The organism is Novosphingobium sp. (assembly GCF_027531025.1).
Classification (GTDB): Bacteria; Pseudomonadota; Alphaproteobacteria; order Sphingomonadales; family Sphingomonadaceae; genus Novosphingobium.
This window is the reverse complement of the sequence record NZ_JAPZQX010000003.1, coordinates 172,871-196,451: the sequence shown is the minus strand read 5'-3', so window position 1 is coordinate 196,451 and position 23,581 is coordinate 172,871. Positions and strand designations below refer to the sequence as shown.

Genomic DNA, 23,581 nt, shown 5'->3' with positions numbered 1-23,581 from the left:
TCCGGCTCAGCTGACGCCGAAATTCAGGAAGCCCGGGATCGGACCGTTCCATTCGCCGGGCTGGCTGGGCGGTTCGCGGTCATCGCGGCGCGGCTTTTCAGCGCGCGGCTGCACCGCGCGGACTGGCCGCTCCTCACGCACGGGCGCTTCCTCGCGCACCGGGGCTTCCTCGCGGCGCGGACGGGCCTCGCGGCGGGGCTTATCTTCGCTGCGCGGCTTTTCCTCACGCGCCGGACGATCTGCGCGGGCCTTGCGCTCACGCGGGGCGCGTTCGGGCTTGTCGGCAGCCCTGCCGCCCTCGACAGTGAAGACCGGGATCTTCATGCCGGTCAGCTTTTCGACGTTCTCGATCGCTTCCTGGTCTTCCGGCGCGACCAGGGTAAAGGCCCGGCCGGTCGCGCCCGCGCGGCCGGTGCGGCCGATGCGGTGGACGTAATCGTCCGGGTGCCAGGGCGTGTCGAAGTTGAAGACGTGGCTCACGCCCTTCACGTCCAGCCCGCGCGCGGCAACGTCCGAACAGCACAGGATGTTGATCGTGCCGTCCTTGAACTTGTCCAGCGTGGCGATGCGCGACGACTGGTCCATGTCGCCATGAATCTCGCCCGAGGAGAAGCCGTGGCTCTGCAGGCTCTTGTTCAGTTCGCGCACCGTGGTCTTGCGGTTGGCGAAGATCATGGCCGTCTTCACGTCATCGGTCCGCAGCAGGGTGCGCAGCACATCGCGCTTGTTGCGGGCCGATGGCACCAGCACCTTGTGCTGGGCAATGTTGACATTGGCCGAGGCCGGCCGCGCGACTTCGATCGACTTGGGATTCGACAGGAACTTGTCCGCCAGCTTCTTGATCGGCGGCGGCATGGTCGCGCTGAACAGCAGGGTCTGGCGCTGCGTCGGCAGCTTGGAACAGATCGTCTCGATATCGGGGATGAAGCCCATGTCGAGCATCCGGTCGGCCTCGTCGATCACCAGCAGATCGCAGCCAGTCAGCAGGATCTTGCCGCGTTCGAACAGGTCCATCAGCCGGCCCGGCGTGGCGATCAGCACGTCAACGCCCTCGTTCAGCGCCTTGACCTGGTCACCCATCTGCACGCCGCCAATCAGCAGCGCCATCTTGAGATCGTGATTGACGCCGTAAGCCTCGAAATTCTCGGCGACCTGGGCGGCGAGTTCGCGGGTCGGCTCCAGGATCAGGCTGCGCGGCATCATCGCCCGGCGGCGGCCGTGCGAGAGCACGTCGATCATCGGCAGCACGAAGCTGGCGGTCTTGCCGGTGCCGGTCTGGGCGATGGCGATCAGATCGCGCATCATCAGCACCTGCGGGATAGCCTGGGCCTGGATCGGCGTGGGCGTGTCATAGCCCTTGGCGGTCACCGCCTGGACAAGTTCGGGAGAGAGGCCGAGATCGGCAAAGGACATGTGCAATAGGGTTCCGGATGTGAGCGGCGTCTGGCCGGTCTCACGGTTCCGACACTTGCGCTGCCGCGCCCTAGGCGCAATGCAGGCCGAAAGTCAAGGAAACCCGCCGCTCAGTCCTCGACCAGCATGATCTCGCGATAGCCCTTGACCTTGCACTTGGCGCCGCTGCGGGCCAGGAGCTCGTCGCGGTCGACGCAGAGTTGCCCGTCGGCATGCTGCGCCACCAGGAAGCCCGAGTAATAGTCACGCCCCTGGCAGGCCTTTTCCAGTGTTGCACTGACCAGCCGCTGGCCGCGCATGAACAGCAGCAGCTTGTTGCCGCCGCCCGACTGGACCCCCAGCACGCCGCCCAGCGGCACGCACTTGCCCATCTTGCGCTCGATGGTGCGCGGCTCACCCATGTCGCGGCCTTCGTTGCTGGAGAATACGGCCATCGGCACCGGGGCGGGACGCGGGCTGATCCGGATCGTCACGCGCTGTTCGATCCGCACCTGGGCCGGATCGGGCAGGCGGAAGTAATCGCGGAACACCGGCACGATTTCTTCGCCCCCATCGGCCAGGCGCTGAACCGGGGCCGGCGGAATCGAGACCATCCGGGCGTTTGCCGACGGATGCGCCGGGGGAACGCGGGCTTCCTCGGCCACGCCGACGGCCGACCATCCGGCCAGAGCCGAACCCAGCGCAATCAGCGCAAACAGTTGGATGCCGCGTAGCATTGCCCCCGGGAAATAGTGTTGTTGTTTGAACGCGCGCTTAACCCAGCCAAAGCGCCCGCCGCAAGGGGCTGGAAAGCCGTAGTGCCCCATGCGATAGGCCATGGCATGGCAGACCCGATGGCAAGTAAGCGCGAGAGCGATACCGATACCTTCCTAGCCGAGGCGACAGCCTTGCTCGGACCGCGCGGTTTGACCCGCGATGCCGACCTGATCACCCCCTGGCTGACCGACTGGCGCGGGCGCTATACCGGCACCGCCCTGGCCCTGGCCTCCCCCGCGAGCACGGCCGAAGTGGCCGACCTCGTTCGGCTCTGTGCGCGCCACGGCGTGCCGATCGTGCCGCAGGGCGGCAATTCCGGCATGTCGGGCGGAGCCACCCCGGATGACAGCGGGCGGGCGATCCTGCTGTCGCTGCGGCGGATGCAGGCGATCGGGCCGGTCGATCCCACCGCGCGGCAGGTCACCTGCGAGGCGGGCGTGGTGCTCCAAAACCTGCATGCTGCCGCCGAAGCTGCGGGCCTGCGCTTTCCGCTGACCCTTGGCGGCAAGGGTTCGGCCACGGTCGGCGGGCTGATTTCCACCAATGCCGGCGGCACCCAGGTGTTGCGCCACGGAGTTATGCGGGCGCTGGTGCTGGGGATCGAGGCGGTGCTGCCAGATGGCTCGATCTATTCCGCCCTGACCCCGCTGAAGAAGGACAATCGCGGGTTCGACCTGAAGCAGCTGTTCATCGGCAGTGAAGGGACGCTGGGCATTGTCACCGGCGCGACGCTGAAACTGGAACCTGCGCTGGCCGACCGGGTGGTGCTGTGGGCCGGGGTGCCAACGATCCACGCCGCGCGCGCACTCCTGCTGCACAGCGAAAGCATGGCGGGTGACCTCCTGGAAGGGTTCGAGGTCATGCCCCAGGCGTGTCTCGAAGCCGTGCTGGAATACCTGCCCGATGCCCGGGCGCCGCTGGCCCAGCCCCATGGCTGGCATGCGCTGATCGAACTGGGCGCCGATGCCGCCCAGGCCGAGAGCCTGCGCGAGCGGGCGGAGGCCCTGCTGGCCAGCGCCTTTGAGGCCGGACTGGTCGAAGATGCGGCGATATCGTCCAGCGAAGCTCAGGCCGAGGCCTTCTGGGCGCTGCGCGATTCCGTCGCCCCGGCCGAACGGGCCAAGGGTCCGGCCATGCAGCACGATGTTTCGGTTCCCGTGGCCGCCATGCCAGATTTCGTCGATGCCGCCGTCCCCGCGATCGAGGCCGAGTTTCCCGGCACCCAGGCGCTCGGCTTCGGCCACCTGGGTGATGGCAACATCCACTTCCATGTGCTGGCCCCAAGGGGTGCCGTGCGCGGCGAATGGGAAGCGGGCGAAGGCAAGGCGATCAGCGCGCGCGTGCACGACATGGTGACCCAGTGGCACGGTTCGATCAGCGCCGAGCACGGCATCGGCCAGATGAAGCGCGACGAACTGGCCCGGCTGGGCGATCCGGTTGCGCTGGCCCTGCTCCGCACCGTCAAGGCGGCGCTCGATCCGCAAGGGTTGATGAACCCCGGCAAGCTGCTTGCGCGCACGCCGCGCAACGCTTAAAGGCGCGGCTTTCCGCCCGGATTCATTCCGCTTTCGGGCCAATTTCGGAGAGACTTCATGGCCAGCGCGCCGAACGCCACCAACCTGCCGCTGTTCTACAAGGACCTGATGCCGCTCAACAGCCGCGACCACGTCAATTACAAGTCGCGCTCGACCGATCAGGCCACCTGGCTGGTCGGGGCCCACGCGGTGCCGCTGACGGCCGAGGAATTCATCCACGCCGGGCGTCATTACCCGATCGTCTTCGCCGCTGCCGACCAGCCGGTGCCGCTGGCGCTGATGGGCCTGAACGAAGGCGTCAACATTTTCGTTGACGATGAAGGCAAGCTGCTCAGCCCGGCCACCTACATCCCGGCCTATGCTCGCCGCTATCCCTTCATGCTCGCCAAGCTGCAGGCCGACAGCGATGAACTGTCGCTGTGCTTCGACCCGACCACCGACCTGGTCGGTGAAATGGACGAAGGCAACGCCCTGTTCGAAAATGACGAGCCGACCGAAACCACCAAGGGCATGCTCGAGTTCTGCCGCAACTTCGAGGAAGCCGGCATCCGTACTCAGCAGTTCGTCGACGAACTGAACAAGCACGGCCTGCTGATGGACGGCGAAGTCTCGATCAACCAGCCCGGTTTCGACCAGCCCTTCGTCTATCGCGGTTTCAAGATGGTCGATGGCGAGAAGTTCCGCGAACTGCGGGGCGACGTGCTGCGCTCGATGAACCAGAGCGGCATGCTCGCGCTGATCTTCGCGCACCTGACCTCGCTTGACCTGATCAGCGATGTCTTCGCCCGCCAGGTCCAGTCGGGCAAGGGCCCGGTCAAGGTGGAAGACCTGCAGCCCGCCGGCTGAGGCAGCGGCAGCGCCGGGGCTTGCCTAAGCCCCGGTAGCGTCCTATTTACCGGAATGTCGTGTCGGGCTGCCCTCATGGTCCGGCAAGGCGTGGTGCACTTTGTGCACCTCCTCCCTGAACCTTGGCCACCTCGTGCCTGTCACGAGGTGGCTTTTTTCTGGCCTGAAGCGCTGAAAAGGCGGGTTATTCCGCAGCCTGGGCCCAGCTGCTCGCCTCGCCCTGGCCCGCTGCAGCCACCTCGCCCGCCAGCCGTCTGACCAGGCCACTCAGCACCTCGACAACGGCTTCGAAGCCGGGGCCAAGCTCGGCGAGTCGCGCATCGAGGTAGCGCGAACGATCGACTTCCAGCTGCAGGGCATGAATGCCTTCAGCGGGCGCCGCATGGCGATCCAGCACATAGCCCCCGGCATAGGGCCGGTTGTGCGCCGCCACGCGGCGCTGCGCGGAGAGATAACCAAAGCAGCTGGCCACCAAGGCACCATGGCACGAAGCGCCGAAACGGTCGCCCAGCACGAATTCGGGCGGCGGCAGGCCATCCTGGTGGCCCAGTGGCGGCATCGAATGCAGGTCGATCAGCAAGGCCGCACCCCAGCGGCGACGCAGGCTGCCCAGCGTTTCGGCAATGCAGGCATGATAGGGGGCGTGGATCGAATCGATCCGGGCGGCCAGCTCCGCCTCGTCCAGCCGCCGCTTCCACAACTCGCCCAGTCCCGGCAGGCGGCGGGGGATCAGGCCCAGCCCGCTGCGCACGCGCAGGCCCGGCACATGGCTGTCCAGCCCGTCCGGCCGCCCGCGCGCCAGCATGTCCCAATCGACCTCTTCCGGCGCGCGGTTGAGGTCGATCATCGCCCGCGGGGCATGGGCGATCAGCAATCCTGCCCCGGTCGCCTCGGCCACCCGCTCGGCCAGGCGATCGACCAGCCGGTCCTCCAGCCGCAGGGCGGCATGGCCGGGATTGCGCATCCGTTCGATCAGGCTGCCCGGATAGGCCCGCCCGGCATGCGGCACGGCAATCAGCACCGGCACCCGCGAGGGTTCGGGCAAGCGCAGGGTAAAGGCCGGACGCCCATCCCCGCCCGGGATCGTGCCGCCGTGGCGCAGCGGCGAATCGCTTGGCGGAGGGGCGGACTTGTCCATCGGCCAAGGCTGGCCTGCCGCTGCGGCTGTGTCAAAGCCGGTCACCCCCGAAATCGGGCAAGAATGTTAACCGGTTCCGCGCTATGAATGGTCGCGCGCCAGAACAACAGACTGCCGGGACCGCCAATGATCCGCATCCTCCTTGCCGAAGACGAAGACGCCATGCGCACCTATCTCGCGCGCGCTCTGGAGAATGCGGGGTATGAAGTGGTGGCAGTCGATCGCGGCACGGCGGCCCTGCCCTGGCTGGAATCCGAGCATTTCGACCTTCTCCTGTCCGACATTGTCATGCCGGAAATGGACGGGATCGAACTGGCCCAGCGCTGTGCCGACATCAGCCCGGCCACCAAGGTGATGTTCATCACCGGCTTTGCCGCTGTCACCCTCAAGGCCAGCCGCGAGGCGCCGCAGGCCAAGATGCTGTCCAAGCCATTCCACCTGCGCGACCTGGTGCTGGAAGTGGAACGGATCTTCGAAAATCAGGCCCAGGCGCTCAACTAAGACGCTTGCATCGGGTGGGGAGGCTCGCTAATGGCGCATCCCTGCCCGGGGCGACGGCCCCGGGTGGAACCTGAATGGTGCCGGGCGTATAGCTCAGTGGTAGAGCACTATGTTGACATCGTAGGGGTCGCAAGTTCAATCCTTGCTACGCCCACCATTCAAGGCCGAGACGCAGAAGACCCGCCTGAAAGGCGGGTTTTCTTCTTTCAGGACGTCACCCCGGACTTTATCCGGGGTCGCAAAAAAGGCCCCGGATTTCCGGGGCCTTTTTCATTGTCGGCAAGTTGCTGAGGCTTACTTGCCCTGCCAGTTCGGCTTGCGCTTTTCGGCGAAGGCGGCCGCGCCTTCGCGGGCGTCCTGGCTGGCGAAGACCGGCATGACGATCGCGCCCTGCTTCTGCCACATCTCGGCCTCGGTCCATTCGTGCGACTGACGAATCACCGCCTTCGAGGCGATCAGCGCCAGCGGGCCGTTCTCGGCCACGCGCGCCGCCAGTTCGAGCGCGGCGGGGAGCGCCGGGCCTTCGACCACGCGGTTGACGAAGCCCAGCTCATAGGCGCGGGCGGCGTCGATGAAATCGCCGGTCAGCGCCAGTTCCATGGCAATGCGCGGCGGAATCTGGCGCGGCAGCTTGATCAGGCCGCCAGCCGCGGCGGCAAGGCCGCGCTTGGCTTCGGGAATGCCGAACTTCGAACCGGCACTGGCGACGATCAGGTCGCACGACAGCGCCAGTTCCATGCCGCCAGCCAGGGCAAAACCGTCAATCGCGGCGATCACCGGCTTCTTGGGGGTCCACTCGGTCAGGCCGCCAAAGCCGCGCCCTTCGATGCTGGGGCGCTCACCGCGCAGGAAGCCCTTGAGGTCCATGCCCGAGCAGAAAGTCCCGCCAGCACCAGTCAGCACGGCACAGCGCAGGTCATCCTCGGCTTCCAGCCGGTCCATCGCCGCGCTGATGCCTTCGGCCTGGGCCTTGTTCATCGCGTTCTTGGCTTCGGGCCGGTTCATGGTGACAACCAGCACGCCATCGCGCACTTCGGTAAGAACTTCGGGAGCTTCGCTCATGATCGGGGGTCCTCTCGTCAGGGTCTTTAACCGGACGATTAAAGCGCCTGAGACGCAAGGTCCAGCCCTTACTTGCACCGCGCCGCACCTCTGCTAAGGGGACGCCACATTTCCGCTATTCACTCCCCAGCGAAAGACACGAACGCGATGGCCAAGATCAAGGTGAAGAACCCCGTCGTCGAAATGGACGGCGATGAGATGACCCGCATCATCTGGCAGTGGATCCGCGAACGGCTGATCCTGCCATACCTCGACATCGACCTGAAGTATTACGACCTCTCGGTCGAAAAGCGCGACGAGACCAACGACCAGATCACCGTCGATGCCGCCAATGCCACCAAGCAGTATGGCGTGGCCGTGAAGTGCGCGACGATCACCCCGGACGAGGCCCGCGTCGAGGAATTCAAGCTCAAGAAGATGTGGAAGTCGCCCAACGGCACGATCCGCAACATCCTGGGCGGCGTGGTGTTCCGCGAACCGATCGTGATCCAGAATGTGCCCCGCCTGATCCCGGGCTGGACCGACCCGATCGTCGTCGGCCGTCACGCCTTTGGCGACCAGTATCGCGCCACCGACACGCTGATCCCCGGCCCCGGCACCCTGCGCCTGGTCTTCGACGGCGATGACGGCCAGACGATCGACCTCGAAGTGTTCAAGTTCCCCAGCTCGGGCGTCGCCATGGCGATGTACAACCTGGACGATTCGATCCGCGATTTCGCCCGCGCCAGCCTGAACTACGGCCTCGGCCTTGGCTGGCCGGTCTACCTGTCGACCAAGAACACCATCCTCAAGGCCTATGACGGTCGCTTCAAGGACCTGTTCCAGGAAGTGTTCGACACCGAAGGCTTCAAGGAAAAGTTCGCCGCAGCCGGTATCGTTTACGAACACCGCCTGATCGACGACATGGTCGCCTCGGCGCTCAAGTGGTCGGGCAAGTTCGTCTGGGCCTGCAAGAACTATGACGGCGACGTCCAGTCCGACCAGGTCGCCCAGGGCTTCGGCTCGCTCGGCCTGATGACCTCGGTGCTGATGACCCCGGATGGCCAGACGGTTGAGGCCGAGGCTGCCCACGGCACCGTTACCCGCCACTATCGCCAGCACCAGCAGGGCAAGGCGACCAGCACCAACCCGATCGCCAGCATCTTTGCCTGGACCCGCGGCCTGATCTATCGCGGCAAGTTCGACGGCACCCCCGATGTGGTGAAGTTCGCCGAAACGCTGGAGCGGGTCTGCATCGAGACCGTCGAAAGCGGCAAGATGACCAAGGACCTCGCGATCCTGATCGGTCCGGACCAACCCTGGCTGACCACCGAAGGCTTCTTCGAGGCGATCGTCGAGAACCTCGAGACCGAAATGAAGGCCTGGGCCTGACGCCTAAGCCCCAACTGGCTTGAGAAAGCCCCCTGCCCGCAAGGTCAGGGGGCTTTCTTTTGGTCCACGCCTCCCGCTAAGGGTGGGTCATGGCCGGACCTACCGAACTCACTTCCCCCGCAATTGCCGATGCCCTGGTGATCCTCGGCGCGGCCGGGCTGGTGATCCCGGTCTTTGCCCGCTTCCGGATCACGCCGATCATCGGGTTCATCCTGGTTGGCCTGCTGATCGGGCCGTTTGGCCTGGGGCAATTGGTGCCATTCGCACCCTGGCTCGAAGCCTTCACCATTTCCGATCCGGCGGTGCTGACGCCGTTTGCGGAGATGGGCATCATCCTGCTGCTGTTCTCGATCGGGCTGGAACTGTCGTTCGGGAGGCTCTGGGCGATGCGGCGGCACGTGTTCGGCCTGGGCGCCCTGGAACTGATCATCAGCGCGCTGCTGGTGGCGGGCGTGCTGGTGCTGCTGGGCAATTCGGGGCCGACCGCGCTGGCGCTGGGCCTGGCACTGGCGCTGTCCTCCACCGCGCTGGTGCTGCGCATCACCGATACCCGCACCGCAGTGGGCAAGGCGGCGCTGGCCATGCTGCTGTTCGAGGACATTGCCCTCATTCCCATTATCTTCCTGCTTGGCGCGCTCGGCCGGGGCGGCGCAGCCCAGGGCGGTGAGGAACTGGTCACCACGCTGTGGCAGGGCGGGCTGGTGGTCATCGCGCTGCTGGTGCTGGGCAAACTGCTCTTGCCGCGCCTGTTCGCCCAGGCGGCCCGCACCAAGAGTCCGGAACTGTTCCTGGCCGCCACCCTGCTGGTGGTGATCGGATCGGCGCTGGCAACGGCAGCCGTCGGCCTCTCGCCCATCGTCGGCGCGCTGATCGCGGGGCTGTTGATCGCCGAGACCGAATACCATGCCGAGGTCGAGCGGATCACCGATCCGTTCAAGGGCCTGGCTCTGGGGGTGTTCCTGATCACCATCGGCATGAGCCTGGACCTGGCGATGATCGCCGACCAGCTGGGCGCCATCGTCATTGCCGTGGTCAGCGTGCTGCTGATCAAGGCCGCGGTAACCGCTGCCCTGCTGCGCATGACGGGCGCGCGACCCGGCACGGCGACCGAAACCGGCATCCTGATGGCCAGCCCCTCGGAAACCACGCTGATCGTGCTGGCCACGGCCAGCGCGGTGCAACTGATCAACCCGCAAGCCGCGCTGTTCTGGCAGGCCGTCACGGCCATCGGCCTGACCGTCACCCCCGGCCTCGCCTGGCTGGGCAAGCGGCTGGGGCGGCGGGTCGATGCGCAGCGCCCGCAGATCGATCCCGCCGTCGCAGACGGGCCGCGCGCGATCGTGGTCGGCATGGGCCGGGTCGGACGGCTGGTGGCCGACATGCTGACCCGCCACGACAAGCCCTTCGTCGCGATTGATGGCAACCCCGATATTGTCAGCCAGGCTGTGGCCGATGGCTATCCGGTGCTGTTCGGCGATGCCGGGTGGGAACAGACCTTGCACCGGCTAGGCATCGAGCAAGCCACAGCGATCATCCTGACCATGGATGAGCCGGTCGCCTTGCAGCGGCTGGTGCGCAAGCTGCGCGCCAAGCATCCGGACCTGACCATCATTGCCCGTGCCCGCGATGTGGGCCATGCCGCGCAGCTCTATCGCGCCGGGGCCAGCCATGCGGTGCCCGAAACGCTGGAAGCCTCGCTTCAGCTGTCCGAAGCCGTGCTGGTCGATCTGGGCGTGCCGATGGGCCCGGTGATCGCCAGCATCCACGAAAAGCGCGACGAGTTTCGCCAGCAGATCATGGACGAAGGTGAACTGGACGAAAAGCCAAGCCTGAAGAGCGGAACTCTGCGCGAGCGGACTGCCAGCTAGGGCATCCTGGCAGCTAGGGCATCCTGGCGTCAGCCCGCCAGCACCGCCTTCACCGCCGCGATTGCTTCCGCCGCCTTGGCACCATCGGGGCCGCCGCCCTGGGCCATGTCGGCGCGGCCACCGCCGCCCTTGCCGCCCAGCGCCTCAACGCCCGCGCGGACCAGGTCGACCGCGCTGACCTTGGCGGTCAGGTCGTCGGTCACCGCCGCCGCGATGCTGGCCTTGCCTTCGTTGACCGCGACGATCACCGCCACGCCCGAACCGAGCCGGGCCTTGGCCTGGTCCAGCAGCCCGCGCAGTTCCTTGGGATCGAGCCCGTCAAGCACCTGGCCTGCGAACTTGACCCCGCCCACTTCCTCGTCGGCGGCTTCGGCCTTGGCCCCGCCGCCGCCCAGCGCCAGCGCCTTCTTGGCTTCGGCCAGCTCGCGTTCCAGCTTGCGCCGCTCATCCAGCAGCGCGGCAACGCGGGCTTCGACATCGTCCGGCGTGGTGCGCAGCACGGCTGCCGCTCCCTTGAGCGCGTCCTCGCGGGCTGCGAGATAACGGAAGGCGCCCTCGCCGGTCATTGCCTCGATCCGGCGCACGCCCGAGCTGACCGCGCTTTCGGAGACGATCCGGAACAGGCCGATATCGCCGGTGGCGCGCACGTGGGTGCCGCCGCACAGTTCGACCGAATAGGCGTGGGCTTCCTTGACCCGACCCATCGACAGCACGCGGACCTCATCGCCATACTTTTCGCCGAACAGCGCCATGGCCCCGGCGGCAATGGCATCGTCGGGCGACATCAGACGGGTCACGACCGGCTCGTTGGCGCGGATCTCGGCGTTCACTTCGGCCTCGATCACGGCGACATCCTCGGCCGACAGCGCAGTCGGATGCGAGAAGTCGAACCGCAGGCGATCGGCCGCGACCAGCGAGCCCTTCTGCGTGACGTGATCACCCAACCGGTTGCGCAGCGCGGCGTGGACCAGGTGGGTGGCCGAATGGTTGGCGCGGATCGCATCGCGGCGGGCGACATCGATATCGAGCTTGACCACGTCACCCACCTTGACCGTCCCTGCCTGAACCGTGCCGTTGTGGGCGTGGAGCCGGCCGAGCGGCTTGGCAGTGTCGGAGACAGCGATGGTCAGGCCATCAGCCCCGGCAATCGTGCCGCTGTCGCCGGTCTGGCCGCCGCTTTCGCCATAGAACGGGGTCTGATTGGTAATCACGGTCACACTGTCGCCCGCGCTGGCCGACTGGACCTCGGCCCCGTCCTTGACCAGGGCGACGACCTGCGCCTCGCCCGTGGTGGCGGTGTAACCGGTGAACTCGGTCGCGCCGACGCGTTCGGCAATGTCGAACCACACTTCGGCATCGGCGGCCTGGCCCGAACCCTTCCAGGCGGCGCGCGCAGCGGCCTTCTGCTGGGCCATGGCGGCATCATAGCCGGCCCGGTCGATCCCGATCCCGCGCGAACGCAGCGCGTCCTCGGTCAGGTCATAGGGGAAGCCATAGGTGTCATAGAGCTTGAACGCGGTTTCGCCGGGCAGCTCGCCGCCCTCGCCCAGGCTGGCAGTCGCCTCGTCCAGCAGCTTGAGGCCATTGGCGAGCGTGCGACGGAACTGCACTTCCTCGCGCTGGAGGGTTTCCTCGATCAGCGGCTGGGCGCGGCCCAGCTCCGGATAGGCAGCGCCCATTTCCTGCACCAGCGCCGGGACCAGGCGGTGCATCAGCGGCTCCTTGGCGCCCAACAGGTGGGCATGGCGCATGGCGCGGCGCATGATGCGGCGCAGCACATAGCCGCGCCCTTCGTTTGACGGCAGCACGCCATCGGCCAGCAGGAAGCTGGTCGAGCGCAGGTGATCGGCGATCACTCGGTGGCTGGCCTTCTGCTCACCCGCCGCCTTGACGCCGGTCAGGCCTTCGCTGGCGGCGATCAGGGCCTTGAAGGTGTCGGTATCGTAATTGTCGGGCACGCCCTGCAGCACGGCGGCGATGCGTTCCAGCCCCATACCGGTATCGATCGAGGGCTTGGGCAGTTCGCCGACGATTTCGTCCGCGGCCTGCTCGAACTGCATGAACACCAGGTTCCAGACCTCGACGAAGCGGTCGCCATCCTCGTCCGGGCTGCCCGGGGGGCCACCGAATATATGATCGCCGTGGTCGTAGAAGATCTCGCTGCACGGCCCGCAGGGGCCATCGCTGCCCATGGCCCAGAAGTTGTCCTTGGTCGGGATGCGGATGATCCGCTCTTCCGGCAGACCGGCGATCTTGCGCCACAGGCCAAACGCCTCGTCATCGGTGTGATAGACGGTGGCGGTCAGCCGGTCCGGGTTCAGGCCCCATTCCTTGGTCAGCAGGGTCCAGGCGTGGATGATGGCCTGTTCCTTGAAATAGTCCCCGAAGCTGAAGTTCCCCAGCATTTCGAAGAAGGTGTGGTGCCGCGCGGTATAGCCGACATTGTCGAGGTCGTTGTGCTTGCCCCCGGCGCGCACGCACTTCTGGCTGGATGTGGCGCGCGGCACGGCGCGGGTCTCCAGCCCGGTGAACACGTTCTTGAACGGCACCATCCCCGCGTTGGTGAACATCAGGGTGGGATCGTTATAGGGCACAAGCGGCGCGGATTGCACCACCTCGTGCCCGTTCGAGCTGAAGTATTCCAGGAAGGAGCGGCGGATGTCGTTGGTCGAGGTCATAGCGCCCCGGCCCTAGGACAAGCGTGGTTTTCCGGCAAGCGCGAAGGCACGATCCGATTGATCGGATGGATCAATCAGTCCGGGCCGTAACCAGCCAGGCCGCCGCCGCCATCGCCACCAGGTTATCGCTGCGATGCCGCTCCAGCCACTCGGCGATCCGCTCCTCCGCCGCGCGCAGGCCATCGCCTTCCAGGCTGCGCAGATAGGGTGCCGCCGGACCGATCCGGCGGAACAGGTTGAGCGCATCGCTGACCGGATCATCGCCCACCCCGGCGACATAGGCGAAATCGACCGGTTCGAAGGCGATGTCCCGCCAGCCCGCCGCCGCGAGGATCGGCTCGACATGGTCGGGATCAGCAAAGGCGAAGGGGCCCGGCGCGGTCGGATTCGGTGACGGTGGCAGGCCCAGCAATTCGGCAAGACCCGCCGCCCAGGCGTTTTCGCGCGGGGCGCGAAAGCAGCTGAACAGCAGCCGCGCGGCCGGTGCGGCCAGGAACCGCAGATTGGCAAAGGCGGCCACGGGATCGGCAAAGAACATCACGCCATGGCGCGAAACGATCAGATCTGGCACGAATCCCGGCTCGCGCCAGTTCCCGGCGTCGGCTTCGACAAAGCGGACATTGCCAAGCTGGGCCGCGCGGGCCTGCGCCGCATCGATCAGGTCGCGCGAGATATCGACGCCCAGCACCTGCGCCGCCGGATGCTGCCGCGCTAGTGCCAGCGAAAGCTCACCCGCGCCGCAACCGACATCGAGCACGGCCTTGTCGACCAGCGGCCGGGCCCGTTCGAGCAGCGCGTGCGTCAGCCCGGCAAAGGCCCGGTCAGTCAGCGCATAGTTCTGCGCCCAGCTGCGCCCGACCTGCGAGCGCCAGTCCATCTCGGTCGTCATGGGCGAAGGCTAGGTCGGTCCGCGCGCGGGCACAACAGCGAAGTCGCGGGCCAAGGGTCTGGCAGCCTAGCGCCGGTTGCGCGCCGCCAGCGCGGCCACTTCGCGCACCAGCTTGGCGGCGAGGATCGCCGTGCGATCATGGGCATCGAAACGTGGGTTCAGTTCGACGATGTCGGCGGCCACGATTGGCGCGGTCTGGCGGCGCAGCACGGCCAACACCTCGCGCGTGGTCAGGCCGCCCGGCTCCGGATGCGAAACGCCGGGCGCCTCTGACGGGTCGATCCCGTCGAGGTCGATGCTGAGGTAGAGCGGGCCTTCAAGAACCGGCACGCGGTCCGGCGTGAAGTCCGCCAGTGGCACGATCTCCACACCGAACCGCTCGGCCTGTTCGCGGCAATGGCGGTTCAATGTGCGGATGCCGACCTGCACGAGCCGCGTGGCAAGCCCCGCTTCCATGATCCGGGCAAAGGGCGAAGCGTGGCTGCGCGGGTTGCCTTCGAACAGGTCATACAGATCGGGGTGGGCATCGAAGTGCAGGATAGTGACCGGTCCGTGCCGCGCGGCAACCGCCTCGACCACGGGGTAAGTCACGGCATGATCGCCGCCAAGCAGCAGAGGGATTGCTCCAGCAGCAAGGCTGTCGGCGACGCCCGCGCGGATCACTGCATCGTCGGACAGCGCCTCGACCAGCGGCAGGTCGCCGCGGTCCTCGAGCAGGAAATCGAGGCCGATCTCCTGCCCGTCCTCGCAGGCCAGGTTGCCGCGATCGGACCACAGTGCGACCCGGACTGCGGGCGGGGCCAGGGCAGGCCCGCGCTCGAACGAGGAATTGCGGTCGGTCGGCAGGCCGATCAGATGGAACAGCGGCTGGGTCATGGCCCTGTTCCGACCCGACCGGACAGGACTCTGTCAAGCACCTTCGGGCGACTGACAGAGCCTTTCCGGCTATCCGGGCCGATCAACTCTTGGGCGGCTCGGCCGGCGCTGCAGGAGCGGCGGCTGGTGTTGCCGGAGCAGCGGCAGGCGTTTCCGCCGTTGGCACTGCGGGGGCCGCGGCCGGTTCAACCGGCTTCACGTCAGCCGAAACGGGAAATGGGGCGACTGGCGCCACAGGTTCCCAGGTGCCGGGCTCGCCGACGAGACCCTTGCCCAGCGATTCGTTGAGATCGCCACGCACCTTGTCGTTGTGCGCCGCAATCGTGGCGATGACCTTGCCCTTCTTGGTGAGCAGTTCGGGTTCGCCAGCCGCGCCATCCTTGATCAGGCGGACATTGACGGGATTGGGATAGAGATGGTTGGTCGATCCGTTCGCGCCATCGACCACGCCGCCGATCAGGCCGCCCAACAGGACATTGCCGGCAACCGCACCGCCTGTGGCACATAGGCCGAACGGTAACCCGGAGCCGCGAAATCGACCCGGAAATCGCGGCGGCGCTTCATGTCGAGCTTGCACGGGGCCACGCAGGTGATGCCCGTGCTGATCTTGACTGTGGTCTGCTTGGCGTTGCTATCGAACTTGATATCCTGGCTGGTGCCGTTGATCACAGTGGCACAGCCCAACAGCAGAACCGCCGCAAAAGCGGCGGCAACAAATTGATTTGCCTTCATTGATACCCCCCCGGAACAAGTCGCCAAGCTAGGAAACTCGCGGGAGGTGTCAAGCGGATTTCAAGAACCCAAGGGGGGTGGTAAGCCTGCTGCACATTGGCAAGGCAAGCTCGCCACGGCCCGGAACCGCAGAAGCGGGAGGCGAACTACTTCGTCCGCCCCCTGCCTCGGCCGGTTCGATCGCACTCAGCGTTCGCCGCGACTGCCGCCAAAGCTGCCTTCCTTGCCGCCGCCGGTCTTGCCCGATCCACCCGGGGCAGCGCGGTCCGCATCGGCCCCATTGCCGAAACCGTTGTTGCCCTTGCGGCGGTCATGCGGGCAGCAGCAGGTGCTGCCGGCGCCGAAGACAAGGTCAAGCTCTGCCTGTTCGAGAAGTCGCATGTCTGTTCCTTTCGCTTGGTGTGTGCGTTTGTTTGCTAACAACGGATCAGCAAGCAAGCGACGCGATCGGGCAGTGCCATTCTGGATCAGCAGCTGCGGCAATTGTGAATCGACGCGCGATCGCCGGGTCGAGCCGGTCCGGCAGACATGGCAGTCGACACGAAAAGACCGGCGCGGGGCCTTGATGGCTCACCGCGCCGGTCCTGTTTCGTGGAGGGTGCCCGGGGTATTGGGGATGCGGACACCCTCCCCTGGGAAGATTAGATGTCGTCGTCCGCGTCCGGACCCGTCATCATCTCCCCGGCAAGACCTTCGGTCTGGCCGCGGATCGCAGCCTCCAGCCGGTCGCAAACTTCGGGATTTTCCTTGAGGTAGGTCTTGGCGTTCTCACGCCCCTGGCCGATCCGGATCGAATCGTAGGAGAACCAGGCACCGCTCTTCTCCACCAGTCCGGCCTTCACGCCGAGATCGAGAATTTCGCCGATCTTGGAAATGCCTTCGCCATACATGATGTCGAATTCGACCTGCTTGAACGGCGGGGCGACCTTGTTCTTGACCACCTTCACGCGGGTGGCATTGCCGACGATATCGTCGCGATCCTTGATCTGGCCGGTGCGGCGGATGTCGAGCCGGACCGAGGCGTAGAACTTCAGCGCGTTGCCGCCGGTGGTGGTTTCCGGGTTGCCGTACATCACCCCGATCTTCATGCGCAGCTGGTTGATGAAGATCACCATGCAGCGCGAGCGGCTGATCGAGCCGGTCAGCTTGCGCAGCGACTGGCTCATCAGGCGGGCCTGGAGGCCGACGTGGCTATCGCCCATCTCGCCCTCGATTTCGGCCCGCGGCACCAGCGCGGCGACCGAATCGACGACTAGCACGTCGATCGCGTTCGAGCGGACCAGGGTGTCGGTGATTTCCAGCGCCTGTTCGCCGGTATCGGGCTGCGAGACGATCAGTTCATCGATGTTGACGCCCAGCTTTTTCGCATAGACCGGATCGAGTGCGTGCTCGGCATCGATAAAGGCAGCCGTACCGCCGCTCTTCTGTGCTTCGGCGATCACGTGAAGCGCCAGCGTGGTCTTGCCCGAGCTTTCCGGACCATAGACTTCGATCACCCGGCCACGCGGCAGGCCGCCGATGCCCAGGGCAATGTCGAGGCCGAGCGAACCGGTGGAAATCGCCTCGACCTCCATCGTTTCCTTCGAGCCCAGCTTCATCGCGCTGCCCTTGCCAAACGCGCGATCGATCTGGGCCAGCGCCGCTTCCAGCGCCTTCTGACGATCCATGGTGTCCTTGCCTTCCTGAATCAGCTTGAGTTGCGCACCCATTGTTCATCCCCTTGCCTAACCAGCCGACCAAGCAGGTCAACTGCGACTCGGTGTACCCAATTTGTTCCATGAGAACAAGTAGGGAACTGGAACATTTTTAGAACGCCGCTGTTCGCATGTATTTTCAACAACCTATGACAGGTCGAAGGGGTTCTAGCGGTGCTTGAACGCTCCGCGCAACAGGCCGAGCAAGCCAATTGTGGAAAGCCCGATCACGATCACCGCAACATTGATCCCGCCGACCGCCAGTTCGGTGCCATCGGCATGGCGCATGGTACCGCCATAAAGCGGTGAGAGCGCGAGGGCGGCGAGGAATCCGAGGCACTGGATCAGGCCGATCCCGCAAGCGATCCGCTCCAGCCCGCGCCGCCAGGCCAGCCAGAAGGCGAAGAGGGCCAGCGCGCTGTTGGTGATCAGCTGCCAGACCTCGTGCAGGCGCGCATGGCCCGGCCAGGCGGGGTTGAACACGTGGGTCGGCCCCACTTCCAGGATCGGAACCAGCACGGTCACGGGGGCAAGGCACAGGGCCAGCCAGAACAGGCGCATCGACAATCCCTCTCTTCGATCAGCCACGCCCAGCCGTTGACCTTCGCGGTAGACAGTGTCAACTAGGCGCATGGTACGGGGACATCGACGCAAGACCGAAGGGCCGACCGGGCTGGGGCTCAACCTGTTGCTGGCGGCGCGCGGCCTGCTGGACTCCGAGGGGATCGAAGGCGTCACCATTCGCGCCTGCGCGCGGGGAACCGGGGTTTCGCACGCCGCCCCGGCCAAGCATTTTGCCGACCGGCGGGCGCTGCTGACTGCACTCGCCATCGATTGCATGGCCGACCTCGACCGGGATATCCAGCGCGGCTGCGAACAGGCCGACGAGACCCCGCGCGAGCAACTGGCCGCGATCATCGATGCCAGCGTCGGCTATGCCCTGGTGCACCCTCACCGCTACCGCCTGATGTGGCGAACCGACCTGCTGGCCGGCGACAATCCCGAGCTTGACGCGCTGACCTGGCGCATCTTCGAGCGGATCGGCCAGATTGTCGACAAGCTGCCGCCACGCGATGGCGGGATCACCCGCGACACCCGGATCATCGCGATCTGCTCGATGATCCATGGCTATATCTCGATGCGGATCGACCGCAATTTCCGTCCGGCCAGCGACGAGGCGGCACCCCGCCCGCGCCACCTTGCCCTGGTCGACCTGCTGCTGGCGGGAGAGCACTGACCGCGCAGGGAAATCCGCGTGGCGCCCGAACGCGATCGACGCTATCCAGAGCACCGATGCAGGGGTTCGAGATAGCGATTGCCGGGTGCGGACCGGCCGGGCTGGCGACGGCGCTGTTGCTGGCCCGAGGAGGCCATCATGTCACCCTGTTCGACCGCTTTCCCGAGCCGCGCCCGCTCGGTTCGGGGCTGATGTTGCAGCCCAGCGGCATGGCGGTACTGGCGCAGCTGGGCCTGGCCAGGGCGGTCTTGGCGCGCGGCGCGCCGATCGAGCGGTTGCTGGGCCGCTCTGCCACCGGCCGGACCGTACTGGATGCCCGCTATGCCGACCTGTCCGGGCCGACCAGCCTGGGCCTGGGCATTCACCGCGCCAGCCTGTTCGAAGTGCTCTATGACGCAGTCCGGGCGACCGGTGTGACGGTTCATCCCGATCACGCCGTTGCCGGCAGCCACACCACCGCGGGCGGGCGGATGCTCCAGTTTGAACGGCAGGGCGACCTTGGTCCATTCGACCTGGTGATCGACGCGCTGGGCCTCCACACCACGCTGGCGCCGGAATGCGGGCGGATGCTGCCCTATGGTGCCTTGTGGGCCAGCCTGCCCTGGCCCGAAGGCGGCCCGTTCGACCGGCGGCGGCTGGAGCAGCGCTATCGCGCGGCGCGCGAGATGGTGGGCGTGCTGCCCACCGGCCAGCGGACTGGCCGGGGCGAGGAACTGTCGCTGTTCTGGTCGCTGCGCGGCGATGCCCATGCGCGCTGGCTCGACCGGGGGCTGGAAGCCTGGCGCGAGGAAGTTGTGGCGCTCTGGCCGGACTGCGCCGAACTGGTGGCGCAGATCACCGATCCCGGCCAGCTGACCATGGCCCGCTATGCCCACCGCGCCCTGCCCGCCCCGGCGCAGGACCGGCTGGTCCACATCGGCGATGCCTGGCACACGGCCAGCCCGCAGCTGGGCCAGGGGGCGAACATGGCCCTGCTTGATGCCATGGCCGCGGCCCGCGCGGTGGAGTTGACCCGCGATCCGCGCGCCGTGCCGGACATGGCGATCCACCTGCGCCGCTGGCACGTGGAGCTTTACCAGGCCGCCACCGCCTTCTTCACCCCGCTGTACCAGTCCGATGCGGAAGGCCCCGCCGCGCTGCGTGACCTGGTCTTTGCCCCGGCCTCGCAGTTCTGGCCAGGCAAGCAGGTCCAGGCGCAGATCATGAGCGGCCTGCTGGGCAATCCGCTGGGCATGCTGGGGCTGGGCCGGGTGGACTATGCCGAACTGTTGGCAACGGCCTAGAGCTGCGCCGCCAGCACGGCCCCCACCTTGTCGGTGATCTGCTGGACGGTGAAGGGCTTGGGCAGGAAGTGGACATCGGCAATGTCGATTTCCTTGCGCAGCTGTTCCTCGGCATAGCCCGACATGAACAGCACCGGCAGCGCGGGATGGCGCTTGCGGATCTCGCGGACCATGGCCGGACCGTCCATGCCCGGCATGACCACGTCGGACACGACCAGGTCGAACTCCTTGCCGGCCTCGATGTATTCCAGCCCCTCATCGCCATCGGCGGCACTCGTCACGGTATAACCCGCCCGGGTCAGTGCGCGCTCGGCGACGGTGCGAACCATGTCCTCGTCCTCCACCAGCAGCACCCGCCCGCCGCCGCCCCATTCGCGCTGCGGCTCGGCCTTGATCACCTTGGCGGCCTGCTCCTCGGCCGTGGCGTGGTGAACCGGCAGGTAGACGGTGAACTTCGTGCCCCGGCCCACTTCGCTCTCGGCAAAGATGAACCCGCCCGATTGCTTGACGATGCCATAGACGGTCGAGAGGCCCAGGCCCGTGCCCTTGCCCTGTTCCTTGGTGGTGAAGAAGGGTTCGAAGATCTTGCCGAGATGATCGGGCGAAATCCCGGTGCCGGTGTCTTCCACCACCAGCGCGGTGTAATCGGCCTGCGGCATGATCGCGCTGCGCATCGCGCGCACATCGGCGGCGGTGACCCGGCGGGTCGACAGCGTGATCCGCCCGCCCCCGATCTCGCCCTTGGCCAGCACGGCATCGCGGGCATTGACCACCAGGTTGACGATCACCTGTTCCAGCTGGCTGGGATCGGCGCGGACCGGGCCAAGATCGCGATCGTGGGTGACGGTCAGCTTGACCCGTTCCCCGATCAGCCGCTTGAGCAGGTTCGAGACGTCCTGCACCACATCGGGCAATTGCAACACTTCGGGCCGCAGCGTCTGCTGGCGACTGAAGGCCAGCAATTGCCGGGTCAGGCTGGCCGCGCGGTTCGAATTGGCGCGGATCTGCTGGATATCGTCATAATCGCTGTCACCGGGCGTATGGCGCAGCAGCATCAGGTCGCAGGTGCCCAGGATCGCGGTCAGCACATTGTTGAAATCATGCGCGACGCCCCCGGCCAGCTGCCCCACGGCCTGCATCTTGGTGGCCTGGGCCACCTGGCGCTTGAGCCGGGTCTCCTCGGTCGTATCGGTCAGCCCCAGCAGGACGGCGGCTTCGCCCAGCCCGCGCACCCCGGCCAGGCTCAGCGTGACCGGATCCTCTGGCTGGCTGCGCAGGCGCACGGCAATATCGCCGGCGGCGGCGGGCCCTTGCGCAAAGCGGCGGATTGCCTCGGAAATCGCGCCCTTGTCTTCCTGCACGACGAGGTCGGTCGGATAGACCGGCGGTGGCTGCCCTTCCCGCCCGGCGGCACGCATGAAGGCGGGGTTGGCGAACAGCAGCCGCCCGTCGCGGTCGGCCATGGCGAGGCCCAGCGGCAGGTTGCCCAGCAGCGCTTCGAGGTGCGGCACGGCCGCGGTCCCTTCGACCGCCGCGCCGCCCAGCCCCACTCCGGCTTCGACCAGCAGCATCAGCGAGGGCGTGTTGAGATAGTCGACATCGCCCGGCGCATCGGGATCGCGCACCGGCAGGTAATACATCGTCAGCGGATTGCCGCGCTTGCCTTCGCGGGCCCAACTGACCTGGTCACGCTCGTCCTGGCGCAGGAAGCCGGTGAACTCCTGCCCGGTCAGGAGCGCCGCCGGATCGCCCGTGGCGCGCGCGGCAAAGCCGGCGCTGGCGGCGCGGATCTTGCCATCGGGATCGACGATCGCCGCCGCGATCCCGGCATTGGCCAGCGCACGGCCCAGCTTGCCATCGAGGTGTGGGACCAGTTCGGCCACCGGATCGGGGTTGGCAAGCGGGGCAATGGTCCAGACCAGGTAATCGTCACCGCGCCCGGCGCGCTGGGCTTCGGCCCGCCATTGCCCGGTGGCATTCTCGATCTGGTCGGCCCGGCCCTGTCCGTCGCGCCAGCCGGCCCGCGCGGCCTTGGCGAGCCGTTCGAGCGAGGCATTGTCCACCGGCAGGCGCGGCGGGGCATGAGCCACGCCGAACCAGCTTTCATAGGCCCGGTTGGCGCAGACCAGCCGCCCGGCGCGGTCCGTGATCGCCACCGCGCAATCGGGCCGCTCGATCGCGGAGACCGTTACCGACCAGTCGGGCAGCGCATATTCCACTTCGCGCACGGCAGCTTGCGGCCGGGTCAGCGCCCAGACGATCGCCCCCAGCGCAATGAGTCCGGCGAGGAAGCTGGCGAGCACGAGCCATTCGCTTGTGGCAAACCAGACCAGCGCAAGACTGCCGGCCAGCGCCGCTCCCAGCGCCAGCCGCTCGCCGCCGCCGCTGGGCAGGCGAGAGCCGGGCGCGCTCACGGCTGGAGCGGCTCCTGCCCGGCCCGCGCGCGCAGCAGCCGTTCCTGCGCGGCGCGGCGCTTGCGGCGGATCCAGGCAGTCCAGCTGAACGAGGCGATCAGGTAACCGATGGCCGCGCTGATGGTCGAAATGATGAACAGGCCGATCAGCATCGCCGGGGCGGCATCGGACAGCAGCCAGCCGGTCCAGTCGCCCAGGCTCGCCCCGCGCTCATAGAGGCCATAGAAAGTGTCCACGTCCGCGTGATAGCCCAGCTTGTTGCCCAGCCAGATCGAGGCGGCCAGGATCAGCGGGGTGGTAGCCGGGTTGGACAAGAAGGTCATCAGCGCGGCAATCGGAATGTTGCCCCGCACCGGCACGCACATCAGCGCCGCACCCACGATCTGGATACCCGGGATCAGCGCGAAGATCCCCACCAGCAGGCCCACGGCCACGCCGCGCGGCACCGAGCGGCGGGTAAAGCGCCACAGTTCCTGCCGCCGGGCAAAGGGGCCGACCCAGCGGCTGTGTTCCAGGTCTTCGCGCCGGGGCATGTTGCGCTTGGACCAGCGGATAATGCGAGTTGACAGGCCGCTCATTTGTAATCCCGCATAATCCGCGCCTGATCGCGCTTCCAGTCGCGTTCCTTGATCGTCGCGCGCTTGTCCGCCACGTTCTTGCCCTTGGCCAGCGCCAGTTCCACCTTGGCCCGGCCGCGCCCGTTGAAGTAGATGGAAAGCGGCACCAGCGTCATGCCCTTGCGCTCAACCGCCCCCTGCAGGCGATCAACCTCGCGCCGGTGCAGCAGCAGCTTGCGCGGGCGCTTGGGCTGGTGATTGAAGCGGTTGCCGTGGCTGAATTCGGGCACGTTGGAATTGACCAGCCAGACCTCGCCGTTCTTCACCTCGGCATAGCTTTCGGCGATTGATCCTTCACCGAACCGCAAGCTCTTCACCTCGGTCCCGGTCAAGGCAATCCCGGCCTCCATCGTATCGTCGATGAAATAGTCGAACCGCGCCCGCCGGTTTTCGGCGACGACTTTCTTCTTGTCGAACTGGGCGTGGGTCGGGCGGGCCATGATGGGGGCCATGTAGGGGGGGTGGGCGAAAAAGGAAAGCCGCTCGGCAATTGCCGGATCAGGCACCGGATCAGCCATCGGATCAGGCCCAGCGTCGGTCGGTTGCCGCCACCGGCCCGGATGGTCTGACGCCGCCTGATGAACAGGGTCAACAATTGGCGTCAGATGTCATCGTGCGTGTCTTGCATGGCCAATACACCCTTGGCAGGATTGCCCGGAAACACAGCCAAA

General features: G+C 66.7%; 22 protein-coding genes and 1 tRNA gene. 8 read left to right on the top strand and 15 right to left on the bottom strand.

Going from position 1 to position 23,581, the window contains the following annotated elements; all coding sequences use genetic code 11:
- Nucleotides 1–6: 6 nt before the first annotated feature.
- A complete protein-coding gene (locus tag O9281_RS03980) occupies nt 7–1,413 on the bottom strand; it encodes a DEAD/DEAH box helicase (RefSeq protein WP_298183055.1) in 1,407 nt (468 codons plus the stop codon).
- Between the two features lie 110 nt (nt 1,414–1,523).
- Nucleotides 1,524–2,129: a hypothetical protein gene (locus O9281_RS03975; protein WP_298183051.1), complete on the bottom strand. Its 606-nt coding sequence runs from the start codon at nt 2,127–2,129 to the stop codon at nt 1,524–1,526.
- A gap of 117 nt (nt 2,130–2,246) precedes the next feature.
- Here O9281_RS03975 and O9281_RS03970 point away from each other — a divergent pair, with 117 nt between their 5' ends.
- Both O9281_RS03970 and O9281_RS03965 read left to right on the top strand, forming a co-directional pair.
- Nucleotides 2,247–3,704: an FAD-binding oxidoreductase gene (locus O9281_RS03970; RefSeq protein ID WP_298183049.1), complete on the top strand. Its 1,458-nt coding sequence runs from the start codon at nt 2,247–2,249 to the stop codon at nt 3,702–3,704.
- A gap of 57 nt (nt 3,705–3,761) precedes the next feature.
- On the top strand, nt 3,762–4,550 hold the full coding sequence (locus tag O9281_RS03965) for a SapC family protein (protein ID WP_298183047.1): 789 nt from the start codon (nt 3,762–3,764) through the stop codon (nt 4,548–4,550).
- Nucleotides 4,551–4,734: 184 nt separating this feature from the next.
- Here the strand turns inward: O9281_RS03965 and O9281_RS03960 are convergent, their stop codons facing one another.
- On the bottom strand, nt 4,735–5,688 hold the full coding sequence (locus O9281_RS03960; protein ID WP_298183044.1) for an N-formylglutamate amidohydrolase: 954 nt from the start codon (nt 5,686–5,688) through the stop codon (nt 4,735–4,737).
- Nucleotides 5,689–5,814: 126 nt separating this feature from the next.
- Here O9281_RS03960 and cpdR point away from each other — a divergent pair, with 126 nt between their 5' ends.
- Together cpdR and O9281_RS03950 are read left to right on the top strand one after the other, a co-directional pair.
- On the top strand, nt 5,815–6,189 hold the full coding sequence (cpdR, locus tag O9281_RS03955; RefSeq protein ID WP_298183041.1) for a cell cycle two-component system response regulator CpdR: 375 nt from the start codon (nt 5,815–5,817) through the stop codon (nt 6,187–6,189).
- 82 nt (nt 6,190–6,271) lie between these two features.
- Nucleotides 6,272–6,346 (top strand) — tRNA-Val (locus O9281_RS03950).
- Between the two features lie 137 nt (nt 6,347–6,483).
- Here the strand turns inward: O9281_RS03950 and O9281_RS03945 are convergent.
- Nucleotides 6,484–7,251, bottom strand: a complete 768-nt coding sequence (locus O9281_RS03945; protein WP_298183038.1) for a crotonase/enoyl-CoA hydratase family protein — start codon at nt 7,249–7,251, stop codon at nt 6,484–6,486.
- Between the two features lie 147 nt (nt 7,252–7,398).
- Here O9281_RS03945 and O9281_RS03940 point away from each other — a divergent pair, with 147 nt between their 5' ends.
- Nucleotides 7,399–8,622 (top strand): NADP-dependent isocitrate dehydrogenase, encoded by a 1,224-nt coding sequence (locus tag O9281_RS03940; RefSeq protein ID WP_298183035.1) that lies wholly within the window; start codon nt 7,399–7,401, stop codon nt 8,620–8,622.
- An 89-nt stretch (nt 8,623–8,711) separates the two neighbouring features.
- On the top strand, nt 8,712–10,490 hold the full coding sequence (locus O9281_RS03935; protein ID WP_298183032.1) for a cation:proton antiporter: 1,779 nt from the start codon (nt 8,712–8,714) through the stop codon (nt 10,488–10,490).
- A gap of 29 nt (nt 10,491–10,519) precedes the next feature.
- Here the strand turns inward: O9281_RS03935 and alaS are convergent, their stop codons facing one another.
- The 8 genes from alaS to O9281_RS03895 form a co-directional block, all read right to left on the bottom strand.
- The gene (gene alaS / locus O9281_RS03930) at nt 10,520–13,168 is read right to left on the bottom strand and encodes an alanine--tRNA ligase (RefSeq protein ID WP_298183029.1); all 2,649 of its coding nucleotides are present in this window, start codon (nt 13,166–13,168) and stop codon (nt 10,520–10,522) included.
- Between the two features lie 70 nt (nt 13,169–13,238).
- Entirely contained in the window at nt 13,239–14,057 is an 819-nt protein-coding gene (locus O9281_RS03925) for a class I SAM-dependent methyltransferase (RefSeq protein ID WP_298183026.1), read from the bottom strand.
- 66 nt (nt 14,058–14,123) lie between these two features.
- A complete protein-coding gene (locus O9281_RS03920; protein WP_298183025.1) occupies nt 14,124–14,933 on the bottom strand; it encodes an agmatinase family protein in 810 nt (269 codons plus the stop codon).
- Nucleotides 14,934–15,015: 82 nt separating this feature from the next.
- On the bottom strand, nt 15,016–15,402 hold the full coding sequence (locus O9281_RS03915) for a hypothetical protein (RefSeq protein ID WP_298183022.1): 387 nt from the start codon (nt 15,400–15,402) through the stop codon (nt 15,016–15,018).
- Nucleotides 15,390–15,665, bottom strand: coding sequence for a hypothetical protein (locus O9281_RS03910; RefSeq protein WP_298183020.1), 276 nt, complete (start codon nt 15,663–15,665; stop codon nt 15,390–15,392). The genes O9281_RS03915 and O9281_RS03910 overlap by 13 nt, the downstream gene beginning before the upstream one ends.
- Nucleotides 15,666–15,851: 186 nt before the next feature.
- On the bottom strand, nt 15,852–16,046 hold the full coding sequence (locus O9281_RS03905) for a hypothetical protein (RefSeq protein ID WP_298183016.1): 195 nt from the start codon (nt 16,044–16,046) through the stop codon (nt 15,852–15,854).
- Between the two features lie 260 nt (nt 16,047–16,306).
- Complete coding sequence (gene recA / locus O9281_RS03900; protein ID WP_298183013.1) at nt 16,307–17,374, bottom strand: recombinase RecA; 1,068 nt, start codon at nt 17,372–17,374, stop codon at nt 16,307–16,309.
- Nucleotides 17,375–17,527: 153 nt separating this feature from the next.
- Nucleotides 17,528–17,992, bottom strand: coding sequence for a hypothetical protein (locus O9281_RS03895; RefSeq protein WP_298183011.1), 465 nt, complete (start codon nt 17,990–17,992; stop codon nt 17,528–17,530).
- Here O9281_RS03895 and O9281_RS03890 point away from each other — a divergent pair.
- Both O9281_RS03890 and O9281_RS03885 read left to right on the top strand, forming a co-directional pair.
- Nucleotides 17,991–18,596, top strand: a complete 606-nt coding sequence (locus O9281_RS03890; RefSeq protein ID WP_298183008.1) for a TetR/AcrR family transcriptional regulator — start codon at nt 17,991–17,993, stop codon at nt 18,594–18,596. The genes O9281_RS03895 and O9281_RS03890 overlap by 2 nt on opposite strands.
- Nucleotides 18,597–18,652: 56 nt before the next feature.
- Nucleotides 18,653–19,879 carry an NAD(P)/FAD-dependent oxidoreductase gene (locus O9281_RS03885; protein WP_298183005.1) on the top strand — a complete coding sequence of 409 codons (1,227 nt, stop codon included), beginning with the start codon at nt 18,653–18,655 and terminating at the stop codon, nt 19,877–19,879.
- Here O9281_RS03885 and O9281_RS03880 read toward each other — a convergent pair.
- Genes O9281_RS03880 through smpB form a run of 3 tightly spaced genes read right to left on the bottom strand, consistent with a single transcriptional unit; the run spans nt 19,876 to nt 23,350 of the window.
- Complete coding sequence (locus O9281_RS03880; RefSeq protein WP_298183002.1) at nt 19,876–22,293, bottom strand: response regulator; 2,418 nt, start codon at nt 22,291–22,293, stop codon at nt 19,876–19,878. The genes O9281_RS03885 and O9281_RS03880 overlap by 4 nt on opposite strands.
- Complete coding sequence (locus O9281_RS03875) at nt 22,290–22,871, bottom strand: DUF2062 domain-containing protein (protein WP_298182999.1); 582 nt, start codon at nt 22,869–22,871, stop codon at nt 22,290–22,292. Before O9281_RS03875 ends, O9281_RS03880 begins: the two co-directional genes overlap by 4 nt.
- Nucleotides 22,868–23,350 (bottom strand): SsrA-binding protein SmpB, encoded by a 483-nt coding sequence (smpB, locus tag O9281_RS03870; RefSeq protein ID WP_298183906.1) that lies wholly within the window; start codon nt 23,348–23,350, stop codon nt 22,868–22,870. The genes O9281_RS03875 and smpB overlap by 4 nt, the downstream gene beginning before the upstream one ends.
- Nucleotides 23,351–23,581: the final 231 nt, after the last annotated feature.

Excerpts from the sequence above, each read along its gene's own strand:
- O9281_RS03945 (WP_298183038.1), bottom strand. The coding sequence starts at position 7,251 with ATGAGCGAAGCTCCCGAAGTTCTTACCGAAGTGCGCGATGGCGTGCTG.
- O9281_RS03935 (WP_298183032.1), top strand. The coding sequence starts at position 8,712 with ATGGCCGGACCTACCGAACTCACTTCCCCCGCAATTGCCGATGCCCTG.
- alaS (WP_298183029.1), bottom strand. The coding sequence starts at position 13,168 with ATGACCTCGACCAACGACATCCGCCGCTCCTTCCTGGAATACTTCAGC.
- O9281_RS03960 (WP_298183044.1), bottom strand. The coding sequence starts at position 5,688 with ATGGACAAGTCCGCCCCTCCGCCAAGCGATTCGCCGCTGCGCCACGGC.
- cpdR (WP_298183041.1), top strand. The coding sequence starts at position 5,815 with ATGATCCGCATCCTCCTTGCCGAAGACGAAGACGCCATGCGCACCTAT.
- O9281_RS03965 (WP_298183047.1), top strand. The coding sequence starts at position 3,762 with ATGGCCAGCGCGCCGAACGCCACCAACCTGCCGCTGTTCTACAAGGAC.
- O9281_RS03905 (WP_298183016.1), bottom strand. The coding sequence starts at position 16,046 with ATGCGACTTCTCGAACAGGCAGAGCTTGACCTTGTCTTCGGCGCCGGC.
- O9281_RS03940 (WP_298183035.1), top strand. The coding sequence starts at position 7,399 with ATGGCCAAGATCAAGGTGAAGAACCCCGTCGTCGAAATGGACGGCGAT.
- O9281_RS03975 (WP_298183051.1), bottom strand. The coding sequence starts at position 2,129 with ATGCTACGCGGCATCCAACTGTTTGCGCTGATTGCGCTGGGTTCGGCT.
- O9281_RS03875 (WP_298182999.1), bottom strand. The coding sequence starts at position 22,871 with ATGAGCGGCCTGTCAACTCGCATTATCCGCTGGTCCAAGCGCAACATG.
- O9281_RS03910 (WP_298183020.1), bottom strand. The coding sequence starts at position 15,665 with ATGAAGGCAAATCAATTTGTTGCCGCCGCTTTTGCGGCGGTTCTGCTG.
- O9281_RS03920 (WP_298183025.1), bottom strand. The coding sequence starts at position 14,933 with ATGACCCAGCCGCTGTTCCATCTGATCGGCCTGCCGACCGACCGCAAT.
- O9281_RS03885 (WP_298183005.1), top strand. The coding sequence starts at position 18,653 with ATGCAGGGGTTCGAGATAGCGATTGCCGGGTGCGGACCGGCCGGGCTG.
- O9281_RS03895 (WP_298183011.1), bottom strand. The coding sequence starts at position 17,992 with ATGCGCCTAGTTGACACTGTCTACCGCGAAGGTCAACGGCTGGGCGTG.
- smpB (WP_298183906.1), bottom strand. The coding sequence starts at position 23,350 with ATGGCCCGCCCGACCCACGCCCAGTTCGACAAGAAGAAAGTCGTCGCC.
- O9281_RS03925 (WP_298183026.1), bottom strand. The coding sequence starts at position 14,057 with ATGACGACCGAGATGGACTGGCGCTCGCAGGTCGGGCGCAGCTGGGCG.
- recA (WP_298183013.1), bottom strand. The coding sequence starts at position 17,374 with ATGGGTGCGCAACTCAAGCTGATTCAGGAAGGCAAGGACACCATGGAT.
- O9281_RS03970 (WP_298183049.1), top strand. The coding sequence starts at position 2,247 with ATGGCAAGTAAGCGCGAGAGCGATACCGATACCTTCCTAGCCGAGGCG.
- O9281_RS03890 (WP_298183008.1), top strand. The coding sequence starts at position 17,991 with ATGGTACGGGGACATCGACGCAAGACCGAAGGGCCGACCGGGCTGGGG.
- O9281_RS03980 (WP_298183055.1), bottom strand. The coding sequence starts at position 1,413 with ATGTCCTTTGCCGATCTCGGCCTCTCTCCCGAACTTGTCCAGGCGGTG.